10 protein-coding genes are annotated in these 12819 nt (G+C 47.1%); 5 read left to right on the top strand and 5 right to left on the bottom strand.

What is annotated here, in order from left to right:
- Positions 1 to 91: 91 nt before the first annotated feature.
- From WBA89_RS21600 to WBA89_RS21610, 3 genes are all read right to left on the bottom strand, one after another.
- Positions 92 to 409, bottom strand: coding sequence for a hypothetical protein (locus WBA89_RS21600; RefSeq protein WP_424409347.1), 318 nt, complete (start codon positions 407 to 409; stop codon positions 92 to 94).
- Positions 410 to 586: 177 nt separating this feature from the next.
- Positions 587 to 2494 (bottom strand): 1-deoxy-D-xylulose-5-phosphate synthase, encoded by a 1908-nt coding sequence (gene dxs, locus WBA89_RS21605; RefSeq protein WP_424409348.1) that lies wholly within the window; start codon positions 2492 to 2494, stop codon positions 587 to 589.
- Positions 2495 to 3550: 1056 nt separating this feature from the next.
- Complete coding sequence (locus WBA89_RS21610) at positions 3551 to 3958, bottom strand: helix-turn-helix domain-containing protein (RefSeq protein WP_424409349.1); 408 nt, start codon at positions 3956 to 3958, stop codon at positions 3551 to 3553.
- Positions 3959 to 4426: 468 nt separating this feature from the next.
- Here WBA89_RS21610 and WBA89_RS21615 point away from each other — a divergent pair, with 468 nt between their 5' ends.
- From WBA89_RS21615 to WBA89_RS21630, 4 genes are all read left to right on the top strand, one after another.
- Positions 4427 to 5542 (top strand): SPFH domain-containing protein, encoded by a 1116-nt coding sequence (locus WBA89_RS21615; RefSeq protein ID WP_424409350.1) that lies wholly within the window; start codon positions 4427 to 4429, stop codon positions 5540 to 5542.
- Between the two features lie 381 nt (positions 5543 to 5923).
- A complete protein-coding gene (locus tag WBA89_RS21620) occupies positions 5924 to 6238 on the top strand; it encodes a YkvA family protein (RefSeq protein WP_333421252.1) in 315 nt (104 codons plus the stop codon).
- 143 nt (positions 6239 to 6381) lie between these two features.
- The gene (gene lpxD, locus WBA89_RS21625; protein WP_424409351.1) at positions 6382 to 7422 is read left to right on the top strand and encodes a UDP-3-O-(3-hydroxymyristoyl)glucosamine N-acyltransferase; all 1041 of its coding nucleotides are present in this window, start codon (positions 6382 to 6384) and stop codon (positions 7420 to 7422) included.
- Positions 7423 to 7630: 208 nt separating this feature from the next.
- Entirely contained in the window at positions 7631 to 8500 is an 870-nt protein-coding gene (locus WBA89_RS21630; RefSeq protein ID WP_424409352.1) for a lysostaphin resistance A-like protein, read from the top strand.
- A gap of 144 nt (positions 8501 to 8644) precedes the next feature.
- Here the strand turns inward: WBA89_RS21630 and cbiE are convergent, their stop codons facing one another.
- Together cbiE and WBA89_RS21640 are read right to left on the bottom strand one after the other, a co-directional pair.
- Positions 8645 to 9946: a precorrin-6y C5,15-methyltransferase (decarboxylating) subunit CbiE gene (gene cbiE / locus WBA89_RS21635; RefSeq protein WP_424409354.1), complete on the bottom strand. Its 1302-nt coding sequence runs from the start codon at positions 9944 to 9946 to the stop codon at positions 8645 to 8647.
- Positions 9947 to 10503: 557 nt separating this feature from the next.
- Positions 10504 to 11244 carry a DUF1868 domain-containing protein gene (locus WBA89_RS21640; protein ID WP_424409357.1) on the bottom strand — a complete coding sequence of 247 codons (741 nt, stop codon included), beginning with the start codon at positions 11242 to 11244 and terminating at the stop codon, positions 10504 to 10506.
- A 179-nt stretch (positions 11245 to 11423) separates the two neighbouring features.
- On the opposite strand from WBA89_RS21640, the gene holA reads away from it, so the two are divergent.
- Positions 11424 to 12401: a DNA polymerase III subunit delta gene (gene holA / locus WBA89_RS21645; protein WP_424409355.1), complete on the top strand. Its 978-nt coding sequence runs from the start codon at positions 11424 to 11426 to the stop codon at positions 12399 to 12401.
- Positions 12402 to 12819: the final 418 nt, after the last annotated feature.

Consider the following 12819-nt stretch of genomic DNA (forward strand, 5'->3'; position numbering starts at 1 on the left):
AGCAGAGCATCAACAGGTAATTCTAAGCCGTTATCAGCAATCAAGTCAACTTCAAAAAATAGTTCGTCCTTATCACCAAATCTTCCCTCAATCATATCGTGCCGCACGCCCCTGTATGGTTGATCTGGAAAAGGTAGGGGATAGCATTTGGGTGTTTCTGGCGGCACATTTTGGTAGCCACCATATCATCCTTGTCGATAAAATATTCCTCGCTGTCGGGTTCAACCGCCATGTACCAGTTGTAGTGGGTTTTAATTAATTCTGGTTTGAGGCGATCGAAAATTACTTTGCAACGCTTGCGAAATGCTTCTCTTTCAGCGCGCCACTGGGCTTTTTTCTCTTCTGACCATTGAATTTCTGGGAACACTCTTCCCCGACGTACTGTGCGAGTTGGGTTGAGATAAGTCATTATTGATTCTCCCTTGTTGTGAAATGTTTATTCAATCATATCATAACTGGTTAACTGCTTCCTAGGCTCTGCCTGGGAACCAATGTCACTCTTGCTCTGCCTCGTTTTGGAAGTAGGAAAATTGGAGGCAGAGCCTCCGGATCTGCGTTACCAGGCAGAGCCTGGTAACGAGTGAAATTAGACGCTAACCGGAGACTCTTTGCGGCTGAATGTTGCCAATATTCGATCGCACATTTGCGACGGATTTAAACCCAAAGTTGCCATCGACTGATCCGGTGTAGCGTGGTCTACCAATGTATCAGGTACACCCAAGCGCATCACTGGAACAAGAACATTATTGTCTAGCAAAGCTTCGGCTACTGCTGAACCGAAACCGCCCATCAAACAACCTTCTTCCATTGTGACAACTTTGCCGATTCGCTGTGCTAAAGGCAAGATTAATTCTGTATCCAAAGGCTTGACAAAACGCGCGTTGATGACTGTTGCTTCGATGCCGTGTTCGCTCAACATTTCGGCGGTTTGCATTGCCGGATAAACCATCGAACCGTAACCTAATATCAGCACGTCGTCGCCGTTGCGGAGAATTTCAGCTTTGCCGATCGGCAATTCTTCCCAACCTTCTTCCATCAGAGGTACGCCGTAACCGTTGCCGCGCGGGTAACGCATCGCGATCGGGCCGCTGGTGTGGTTGATTCCCGTGACTACCATCCGCTGCAATTCTGCCTCGTCTTTGGGAGCCATAATTGTCATGTTTGGCAAACAGCGCAAGTAAGAAATATCGTACATTCCTTGGTGAGTTGGGCCGTCAGCGCCGACAATTCCCGCGCGATCCAAACAGAAGAAAACAGGCAAATTTTGGATGCAGACATCGTGAATTATTTGGTCGTAGGCACGCTGCAAAAATGTCGAGTAAATTGCTACAACCGGGCGCATTCCTTCGCAGGCTAAACCAGCCGATAAAGTCACCGCGTGCTGTTCGGCAATGCCAACATCGATGTACTGTTTCGGCAGTTTTTCCTGAAGTTTGTCTAAGCCTGTGCCGGTTGCCATTGCAGCAGTAATGCCGACAATTTTCGGATTATCTTCTGCTAGCTTGACTAGGGCGTGGGCAAAGACTTTCGCGTAGGCGGGAGGTTTGGGTTTGGTGGAGGGAATGCCTTTGCCGGTGGCGAGGTTAAAGGGATTTTGGGCGTGATATCCTACTTGGTCTTTTTCGGCGATCGCGTATCCTTTGCCCTTCACCGTCACAACGTGAACTAACACCGGGCCTTGAATAGTATGAGCGTGTTTGAAAGTAGTAATTAACTCTTGCAAATTGTGTCCGTCTACCGGGCCCATGTAAGTAAAGCCCAATTCTTCAATTACAGCTCCAACTTTCGAGACAGCCAAGCGTTTCATCCCTTCTTTGATGCGTTCCATTTCTGGAGTAAAAGTTTCGCCGACAAAGGGAATTTGTTTGAATTGTTCCTCTAAGTTATCTTTGAGAAACTGCACCGGTGGCGACAAGCGCATTTTGTTTAAATAGCGGGTAATTGCGCCGACGTTGGGGGAGATTGACATCTCGTTGTCGTTGAGCACAACTAACAAATTGGTTTTCGGCATATGGCCCGCGTGGTTGATCGCTTCGAGTGCCATGCCGCCCGTCAGCGCACCGTCGCCGATGACTGCCACAGTTTTGAAGTTTTCGCCCTTGAGGTCGCGCGCCATTGCCATTCCTAGGGCTGCGGAAATGCTCGTGGAGGCGTGACCGGCCCCAAAGTGGTCAAATTTGCTCTCGCAGCGCTTGAGATAGCCTGCAACGCCGTCTTTTTGGCGCAGGGAGTGGAATTGGTTGTAGCGGCCGGTAATCAATTTGTGCGGATAAGCTTGGTGGCCGACATCCCAGGTAACTTTGTCGCGATCGAGGTCTAGGGTTTGGTACAGTGCTAATGTGAGTTCGACTACACCCAATCCAGGGCCTAGGTGTCCGCCGCTCGCAGCTACTGTTTCTAAATGCTTTTCTCGAATTTGTCGGGCAATTTGTTCGAGTTGATGAATCGAGAGACCGTGTAATTGGTTTGGATGAGTCAGTTCGCTGAGATGCATATTTTAAAATCTTGCTTTTGTGAATCAGGACGAATCCTTAACAGCTATAGGTTGAGCCTGCAACGATCGGGACGCGCAAACATTAGAATAGTTTAGCTGTTATTTGGGAAAAACTGTTAGCCGTAACAATTTTATTATTTCTGACCTGGTAATTATAGTAAATAAATATTACACATTCAACAGAAAAAATACTTATATTGTAATTTAATCGTCGCTAACCATCGGGCAAACATGGCCGATTAAAACTGTTGGGCGGTCAAATTGAACTCTAAAAATGTTGAGGACTCAATGCGGTTATTTTTTCCCAAATTTTGTGAATTTCTGGATGTCCAAGCATCTCTGAATTGAACTATTGTCTCTCAACCGGGTGATTCTATCGCCAGTCTAAATCAGTTTGGCAAAAACATCTTATTTTTTCAAATTAGGAGAATTAAAAAGTTAATATTTGAAGAAAATCTCCACCAATCGTTTAACTGAAGCAAAACTCTGATAGCCTTTCAAGCGAAAGATGAGGTACTATCCGGGATAGGGTATATGGTATATGGTATATGGCAAACTGGGCATACCTCACCACGTTTGAGAACCGCTATACAGCAGTAATGTCAGCGCCTAATAGACCTCTTGCAAAAGTAATTAGGACGGGCAAGATGCCCATCCCACAAGAGTTGTTTTTTCTTGTGGGATGGGCCGGTGATCCCGTCCCACCAATTGATGAAAAGGATTTTTGCAAGAGATCTAATGATGAAAACTTAATAACTTAAACACCTCCTACCGTCTTCAAACTGATTAGCTAGTAAATTTAAAGCTCCATAATAAGTTTGACGGGATTGTTCGTTATTTATAGTCATAACTTCTCTATTTTTTGAGTCGCCCCATAGATAACTACAAACATCATCACCCCGGAGATGACATTCGCATTCGCGCATACACCGCCAAGATTCCAGATTCTATTTCCGGTTTGAGTTATTCTAAAATTCCTAGAATCAATCTCTTGGGTTCTTTGTTTGATGGCTTCTGGGTCGTTTCTAGAATTTTGTTGGTTCGGGTTTTTTCAAGTTAATTGACCATTTTCAAAAGATCGTAGTAACTTTGTGTGGATTTAAAGACTAAATTATAAATTTCCATAATATGTCGCTGAAGATCGGAAGTGTTGCGTTTTTCGGGTTGTTCAATTAGCCAAATTTTTAGTTCAGCCTTTTGAACTTCAGTTAAATAACTTTGGGAGCCTTTATATTTAAGTTTCAGTCCAGAAACTCCTTGTGCCATGTATTCTTTTTTAGCCCGAGCAATCGAGCTATAGGAAATATGCAATCGTTGGCTAACTTCTCGATAAGAAAAACCTTGTATTATTAGTTTAACCGCCTGACCTTTTTTCCACTCTCTAACATTTTTCGTACTGTTAATGAACTCTGTTAATTCTTTTAAGTCCGTCGATTTGCTATCTAATTGAGCGCTATTTTCCATAGGTTCCACCGCTTTGTACATCAACTTTTATTTTAGCCTGCCGGACTTCTGTTGTCAAACTGACTTAGGCTCGCTATATTTAGTTGGAATTTTAAACGATGGCAGTTAATGCTCGAAATATAACACCAATCTCAGAAGGAAGATTATCCGGCTTTAAGAAGTTCATCAAATGTTAAGCTTCTGATTTAATCTGCTAGATCGGCGTGAAAATTAAGAATGTTAAGCAGGTTTTTTGAGTCATTTAGTAATGCACAAATTCACATTTTTGTCAAATAAATTCAGATGCGTTTGCACTGAGGGCGATCGCCCTCACCACTAACTAGATGAAAACGAGCTCCTGTCCGGGCTGAATCGCGGGGAGTCCAGAAGTATAGAATAGAGGTTGCAGAACCGGCACAACGCCCGATCGCTCGCCGCCAGCAATTTGTTACCCTAAAAATAGAATCAAACCTCCCTCAACTCCCTGTCATGAACAACGCCTCTCCCCTAATTCAAACCGTCACACCCGAACGCTGGGCCGGCTTTAGTATGGACTTTATCGGGGCGGGTTACACGGGGCTGTTGGTCAAAAACGGCCGCGCCGTGCGTACCCTGAAATCAGGGCGGCATTTCAGCTTCGCCCTTCCCCTGCTGGAACAGTGTCAAATTGTCCTGGTAGACACCAAACTCCGCAATTTGGATGTACAGTCGCACGGAGATTTTTTATCTAAGGATCGATTTTTAATTGATGCCACTCTGACTGTTATTTATCAAGTTATAGATCCGAAACGAGTAGCTTTGGAATTGTCCGATCCTATCGCTGTTTTAGCAAGCGCAGTTAAGGATTGTATGGGATTAGCGATCGGGCAATTTTCCTTACAACAGCTTATCACCCAAGGCCGACTGTTGCTGCGCCAAAACTTGCTCGATCGCGTCCAAGATTTTTACACCCTAGGTTTTAACTTAGAAGACGTGCGAATTGGCGATGTCAGCTTTCCCGAAACCAACGGAGTTATTCGCCAAGTTGAGGGAATGAGTGCCCGACAGGAAGCAGAAAATTCCGCCGCCCTACAAATGAGAATTGCCGAAGCCGGCCGGCCGATTGTTCCTCAAGCTCCAGTACAGCAGTTAAACTTAATCTCAGGTAATTCTCCTGCGAGTCTTCCAACTTCTGACACAGCAGCAGGGTTCGATCGCGATTTGCAACAACTGACAGAACAACTCGCTCAAAACAGTCTCCCACCTGCGAGAAATTCACCTTCACTTGCACCGACGGTACTCGCCAGCAGCGATCGCAAAAACACCGCATATTTAATCTACAAATTTTCTGGACAGGCGATCGGTTTAACGGCAAATCCTTTTACAATTGGACGCGAACCGACTAACACTTTAGTATTGCAAGATCCGCAAAGTTCGCGCTACCACGCCCAAATCCGCCGCGCTACTGACGAAGTTGGCAAACAGCGATATCAACTTGTAGATAGCGGGAGTTCCAACGGCACTTTTGTCGGAGGCCAGAGGCTGGCTGCTAACGAGCCTTTTTGGTTGGCGAACGGTTGCGAAATTGCGATCGGCGACCAAAAATGGGTGTTTCAAGATTCGTGATTGAAAGATATGAAGATTTTTTTAAACAGCAGATAAACACAGATAAATCCCATCAGCGTTCATCTGTGTTTATCTGCTGACATCTGCGGTTGAAAAATCCCAATCTAAGTAACTTGCTTTAATCACGATATACAAGCAATAGATGAATATGGTTTTAAACAGGAGATAAACACAGATTAATGCCATCGCCTTTCATCTGTCAGGTTTCTGTAGAGGCGTTGTCAAGAGTCCCCGCCTTTGGGACACAGATTGACAAATTCTCCCTCCCCAATTCCTCATACTCCCAGGTAGAAGTCTCTTCCCAATCTTAGGGGGGATATCTCCACAAGCGTTTCGAGCGATAATTTGTCAAGATTGAAAATATAACGAGAGGACAACCACATGAACTTTTCTATACAATCTGTTTACAACTGGTATCGCGACACGCTCCGCAACCCCAAGTACCGCTGGTGGATTATTCTGGGAACCCTGGCATATCTGGTAAGCCCGATCGACATTGCGCCCGATTTTCTCCCCGTCGTCGGACAAATTGACGACTTGGCGATCGCAGTATTGCTGATTTCCGAACTATCCCAAATGGCAACCGACTACTTTAAATCCCGCCAAACAGAGACAGCCACAGCATCCGAAGCCACCGGCAGCCCTTCTGAAGCCAAAGGCAGCACCGTTGACGTAGATGCAGTTTCCGTACAATAATTCCCCAAAACAATCGATCGCTGCAACCCCGATTTCTGTGAGAAGTCGGGGTTTTTGTTTTTTCAATGCCAACTGCTCGGATCGTGCTCCAAACCTGGTACTTTTAACTATGATCCATCTGTGTTAACAACAAATTTTTATAGATGAAGTTTAGCGAAATAGTACAAAAACTTAACTTAGCCAACAGTCACAGCCTCACAGCCTCGAATGCTGCCGATCGAGAAATTACAGGCCCCGCCCCAGTCGATGAAGCCGAATCGGGCAAAATAAGTTACATAGAAGGAGCTAAATTTGCCGCTCATACAGCCACTACAAACGCTTCGGCTTTAATTTTGCCCTTAGATGAAAGCCTCCAAGCTCAATGCGACGATCGCAACATCGCTTGGATAGCCGCAGCAGATCCCCGATTGTTATTTGCTCAAACGATCGCCCTTTTCTATCAACCGTTTCGCCCGCCATCCGAAATTCATCCCTCAGCTACCCTTCACCCCTCCGCAGAAATCGGCGAAAATGTCTACATCGGCCCCCACGCCGTTATTCAAGCAAAAGTCAAAATTGGCAGCAACGTTTGCATTCACCCAAATGTGGTAATTTACCCAGATGCGGAAATAGGCCCCGGCACTGTTTTACACGCTAACTGTGTCATTCACGAACGTACTCGCATCGGGGCAAATTGCGTGATTCACAGCGGTGCGGCGATCGGGAGCGAAGGTTTTGGGTTTGTGCCGACAGCCACAGGATGGGTGAAAATGGAGCAGTCTGGCTGCACTGTATTGGAAGAGGGCGTTGAGGTTGGCTGCAACAGCACGATCGACCGGCCCGCTGTCGGAGAAACCCGCATCGGTCAAAATACCAAGATTGACAATTTAGTACACGTAGGTCACGGCTGTCAAGTCGGGAAAAATTGTGCGTTTGCCGCTCACGTTGGCATGGCCGGCGGGGTCAAAATTGGCAACAATGTAATTTTGGCCGGTCAAGTGGGAATTGCCAATCAAGCTAAAATCGGAGATGGGGCGATCGCCACAGCCAAAGCCGGAATTCACAGCGACGTGCCCGCAGGTGCGATCGTGACAGGTGTTCCAGCAATTCCCCACAAACTATTTCTCAAAGCCACAGCCGTTTACAACCGCTTGCCCGAAATGTACCAATCTTTGAGGCAAATTCAGCGCAAGATCGATCGGTAGTCAGTAGTCAGTAGTCAGTAGTCAGTAGTCAGTAGTCAGTAGTCAGTAGTCAGTAGTCAGTAGTCAGTAGTCAGTAGGGGCGGTGCCCCCGTGCCCGCCCTCTTAGTAGTCAACAGTCAACAGTTAACAGTTAACAGCTAACAATCAACAATCAACAATCAACAATCAACAATCAACAATCAAAAGTATTATAGTTGCAACCCATTAAATGTGGAATAGTATCAACAACCTGCGACTGATGTCGCCGTCAATACCAGCAATTGTCAAAATAATCTTGTTTTTCTCGACTTGGATTGCTGTGTGGCTACCCGTAGCAACTGTACTGGCGATCGTCCTCAAATGGCATCCGCCCCAACCCCTGGGAAACAAAAAACTACCTTTACTCGCTTCCCTCTACCTAATTGTTCCCTTCATTTTATGGGCGACAAGTTGGATCGAAAACACATCTTTTGCCAACTGGGGTTGGGATTGGCAACCCGCAGTTTTGATATCATTACTGGGGGGATTAGGATTAGGAACAATCAGCTTAGTAATTTTATTCGGTCTACAATTAACCGCAGGCTGGATCGAGTTAAAAAAAAGTGAAAATTCCACCGAAACAGGCGAAAAAAACATTAATTTATGGGCATTAATCATTAATCCTGCTAGTCTGCTGACTCTGTTATTAGGACTGTGGATTAGTGCCACAGAAGAGTTAATCTTTCGCGGCTGCTTGCAAACAATCCTCCAGCAAGATTACTCAATATTAATAGCAAGTGCGATCGCCAGTTTCATATTCGCGATCGCCCACCTAATTTGGGCCGCCAAAGAAACCCTACCGCAACTGCCCGGATTGTGGCTGATGGGCATGGTTTTAACCTTAGCCCGCATCGCCGACAATAGCAGTTTAGGATTGGCGATCGGCATTCACGCAGCTTGGATTTGGGGTATAACAACCGTAGATACAGAAGGCGCAATTAAACCAACTTCTAAGGTACCGGAATGGATTACAGGAATAGCAGCAAAACCCCTAGCCGGTGCAGCCGGAATATTGCTACTGCTAGCAACAGCAGCCGTACTTTTGTTAATTAAAAATTAAAAGCTAATACCCCCAACCCCTTTAAAATCACCTATTCTCTTCCTCTGCGCCCTCTGCGCCCTCTGCGGTAAAAAAAAGATTAGATTCAATAAAAAAACAAAACATAGATAACACAGCCATTAATCTGCAGTTAAAAATCAGACATTAATTCAAATGTCGATCGATCGTCACAATCGAAATAGGATTCAGCGCCTCAAAACGAGTCAAACTGCCCGCAGAAATAGAACGCGACAACTGCACCTGCAAGATGCGGTAACTCCAGTGCGGTTCCCGGCGCACCCGATCGCCAATCCAGCTCAAAACAGTAGCAATATCCTCAAAAACATCCAAAGCCAGCACGATCGAGCCTCCAGCGAGCAGCCGCAGCGCGCAAACGCCCAAAATTTTGGTCAGCCCTCCACCGCTGCAGCCAATAAAAATCCGGTGCGGCGGGCGCAAGCGGTGCAAAATTTCCGGCGCGCTTCCGTGAATCGAAAGCACGTTTTGCAGCTCGAAACGGCTACAATTGAGTTCGATCGCAGAAGTACCAGAAACCGTTTGTTCGATCGCGTATACCTCAGACTGCGGGAACAAACGAGCAATCTCGATCGACACAGAACCGTTACCAGCACCCACATCCCAGACAACTTGTTCCGGCCGCAAAGCCAACTGTGCCAGCACCAACACCCGCACCTCCCGTTCCACCGTCAAACCAAGCCTGTCGCCGCCACCGATAAAAGCTGAATCGGGAATCCCCAACGAAGGCAAACTTGCCAAATCCAAAGCTTCTGCCGGCGGGAACACCCTCTGCATTACAACCACGCTCAGAAGTGAAAAAGACTCTCGCAGCAAAGCTTCTAGAGAATACAGGCCAACATTCTCCTCTGGAGAACCCAAATTTTCGCAAACCCAAAACTGATAGCGTGCCGGCAAATCTAGAGCTTTCACCAAATTTGCTAAAGCCGCCGGAGTGAGAGTTTCGTCCGCGAGCACGGCAATTTTTTCCACACCTAACTTGAGTTTTGCCGTCAATTCCTCAAAATAACGTCCCTGGGAGGCCACAAAATGAGCATCCTGCCACGGGATTTGCAAGCGGTTGAAGGCCAGTTGCACCGAGCTCACATGGGGGTGAAATGTCAATTTATCTGGCGGAATTTGGGAAATTAGTAACTTTCCCCAGCCGTGGAACATGGGGTCGCCGGCTACTAAAATGACGATCGAACCTCGGCCTCTTTCCACAGTTTCCGCATCCGCCTCTAACTGCGGTACTTCCGCCAGCCAGCGCCGAATTTCCAGAATTGCTTCGGTTGAATCTTCCAACACCCAGCGCTCTCGGCCGCGATCGGGAAAATAGCTCAAATGTCGATCGCTCCCTACCAGCAGAGCGGCCGTTTCTACAACCTGCCGCGCCGATTCGCTCAGCCCAGCAGCTCCATCTAAACCAATACCAACAACGTGTACAGTCACTATTTAAGCAAAAAGTAAAAAACCAGAATTACTGATTTTTCCGGGTTTATCATAAATTTTTTGCTTGATTTTGTTACCAAGCCAGAATAATTAAAGCATTTAATATCGCCTTTCTCAGAAAGATGAGGCACTATCCGGCATCGGGCCTAAAAGCATCGGGCATCGGGCCTAAAAGCATCGGGCATCGGGCCTAAAAGCATCGGGCATCGGGCCTAAAAGCATCGGGCATCGGGCCTAAAAGCATACCTCACTTTTGTGAGAACCGCTATAGGCAGTATCCTGACCCTTGAAACAGAGGAGATGCCAGAGGCGGAGAAGGGGAGAATGGAGAGTGGGCAGAATGGAGAGTGGGCAGAATTTTCCTCGATCGAGTCCTCTGAATTCTGACTTGTATCCGTTAAATTCCCTACCTAGCTCGTTGCCGAACTTCCCTCTTCCTGATGACGTTGGACCCAAAGCTCGGGGGGACAGCAAAACATGACGTTGGACTAATGACTAATGACTGATGACTAATGACTAATGACTAATGACTTCTTCCCTCTCCCCTCTTGCTTACGTTAAAATTCAAAAACAGGCCAATCCGGTTGCCGCACGTAGCTAGTCATATCGTCAAACTTCCGCAGTTCGGCTCGGTGCACGCACAGTTCTTGTGGCGTGTCAAGCCATTGGTCGTTTAACTCAGACATCACGGCGGACAAACGGGCGCGGTCTAGATTCGGCCCGGTGTCCCCAAAATAAGCCAGAGTAATGTGTGCCGTCAAATGATATTGCTGTTCAATTCCTAGAGCAATTAAATCGGGATTTTGATAGATCGATCGCCGAAACTCTAGAATTTGCTTGTAAGAGTTTTCGTCAGTCGGTGCCAAACAAACACCCACAGCCCTAGTCATCACCATCAACCCCAGCACAGTCCAGCGAATCTCTGGGCCGCCCGCCAAGGGTTTGCAGGTGGCAAAACACTCTTTCATTCGATCGCGCAGTTGCTCTTCAAATTCTGGATTGTTCTCAGAGGCATCTTGAAAAGCGCTGCTCCAAATCAGATCTGCCACGGTTAAATGGAAGCTATCAGGAGGCAGTGCTACGAGCGCACCGTCCGCGATTTCCTGCAATAGCCGTTGTTGGACTGACTGCAAATTACTATAAAGAGCAGTATTTTCTGCATCTTCCCCCGCAGGTGGCGTAATCACCGAATAACCCGGAAAAGGTACAGGATTTCTGTGACCGGCTTCATCAGGCTTAAATTTTGGAGATTCCTGAATGTGTTCCACCTGGGACTTGTAGGAGTCCAGCAGCGTCATTCGCGCCACCCGGTTTACGTAAGCTTGATAAGTATCATCCAATCTTGATTTCCTCGCGGTGAAATACTCCCACACCAAATTTTATATTATGGTGCGGGCTTCCAACAGTCCGATTCAGGATATGTTGGACAAGCCGACGATCGTGCGACTCAAATTTTTTCCTGTACAGAGCGTTAAATATGCAGTTTTACCTATTTTGGGGGGAAGACGACTTTGCCATCTCGCAAGCAGTCACAAAATTGCGCTCCTCTGTCCTCGACCCCAACTGGGCTAGTTTTAACTATGACAAGATAATTGCCGATCGGCCCGACGCTGTGGTTGAAGGACTCGATCGAGCCTTAACACCGCCCTTCGGTAGCGGCAGCCGTTTTGTCTGGCTGACAAATACGACTCTCACCCAGCAGTGTTCTCCAGAACTCTTGGCCCAATTGGAACGGACGCTGCCGGTGATTCCCCCTACAACAGTGCTGCTGCTGACATCCGTCAAAAAACCCGACAGCCGGCTCAAATCTACCAAGTTACTCAACAAGTCCGGCGAATTTCGCGAATTTTCACCGATTCCGCCTTGGAATGACAAGGAATTAGCCCAGCGGGCGCGCCAAGTTGCCGGCGAAATGAATGTCAAATTGACCGCCGCGGCGATCGAACTTTTGGCCGAATCCATCGGTAGCGATACCCGCGGGCTATACAGCGAATTGGAAAAATTGCGACTGTTTGCGGGCAACCGCAGCCAACCTCTCAACCCGGAGGAAGTAGCGGCATTAGTGCACTGTCACGCCCAGAATACCTTCCAACTAGCCGATGCAATTCGCGAGGGTAATACGGGAGCTGCTTTGGAGTTATTGGCGGGCTTAGCGGCCAAAAACGAGCCTGGTTTGAGGATTGTGGCGGGCTTGACCGGTAAGTTTCGGATTTGGCTGTGGGTCAAGGCGATGATCGCAGCGGGCGATCGGGATGATAAAATTGCTCGTGCTCTAGATTTGGGCAATCCCAAACGCATATACTATTTTCGTCAAGAAGTCAAGAACGCCAGCTTAGAAAAACTGCAAAAAAGTTTGCCGCTGCTCCTAGAATTAGAAGCTTCTTTAAAACGGGGCCGGGAAGAAGTCTCAACTCTGCAAACCAAAGTTATAGAACTTTCTAGCTTGTTTCGCTGATGTCCTCTGCTGCTAGCAGGAGCAGCCCGAAGCGTCGATTTGAGATTTTCGATTTGAAACTTCGGCGCGAGACGTTCGGTTCGGCTGCTCTCACCGCGCGAGCCCGTTGCCACCTCTACTGCCGAACCGTCCAAGTTTCTAAAATTGTGGGAGTCTGCCAGGAGTGCAGGAAACTCATAACCGTTTTTGGGCGAGATTACTGTAAATTTTTACAACAAATTTTGCTCGCGCCTGTGTGCCTGATTCCCGATCGCAGGTCAAAAGGTGTTGAATAGATACCAGAAATAGTCTCAGAATGCCACAGTAGAAGTTAATGTGGTAAATAAATATTGTCCGCCGCCGAATGCCGATCGGTTAATATTATTTGCCGGCTCTCCACCCCCCCCAAAAAAAAAGAGCGCTACCCATGACACAACAG

It is taken from the genome of Microcoleus sp., assembly GCF_049646505.1.
Classification (GTDB): Bacteria; Cyanobacteriota; Cyanobacteriia; order Cyanobacteriales; family Microcoleaceae; genus Microcoleus.

What these genes read in the sequence shown, in the direction of transcription:
- WBA89_RS21640 (WP_424409357.1), bottom strand. Translation starts at nt 11,244, where the DNA reads ATGACGCTGCTGGACTCCTACAAGTCCCAGGTGGAACACATTCAGGAA.
- WBA89_RS21615 (WP_424409350.1), top strand. Translation starts at nt 4,427, where the DNA reads ATGAACAACGCCTCTCCCCTAATTCAAACCGTCACACCCGAACGCTGG.
- dxs (WP_424409348.1), bottom strand. Translation starts at nt 2,494, where the DNA reads ATGCATCTCAGCGAACTGACTCATCCAAACCAATTACACGGTCTCTCG.
- WBA89_RS21630 (WP_424409352.1), top strand. Translation starts at nt 7,631, where the DNA reads ATGTGGAATAGTATCAACAACCTGCGACTGATGTCGCCGTCAATACCA.
- lpxD (WP_424409351.1), top strand. Translation starts at nt 6,382, where the DNA reads ATGAAGTTTAGCGAAATAGTACAAAAACTTAACTTAGCCAACAGTCAC.
- holA (WP_424409355.1), top strand. Translation starts at nt 11,424, where the DNA reads ATGCAGTTTTACCTATTTTGGGGGGAAGACGACTTTGCCATCTCGCAA.
- WBA89_RS21620 (WP_333421252.1), top strand. Translation starts at nt 5,924, where the DNA reads ATGAACTTTTCTATACAATCTGTTTACAACTGGTATCGCGACACGCTC.
- WBA89_RS21600 (WP_424409347.1), bottom strand. Translation starts at nt 409, where the DNA reads ATGACTTATCTCAACCCAACTCGCACAGTACGTCGGGGAAGAGTGTTC.
- WBA89_RS21610 (WP_424409349.1), bottom strand. Translation starts at nt 3,958, where the DNA reads ATGGAAAATAGCGCTCAATTAGATAGCAAATCGACGGACTTAAAAGAA.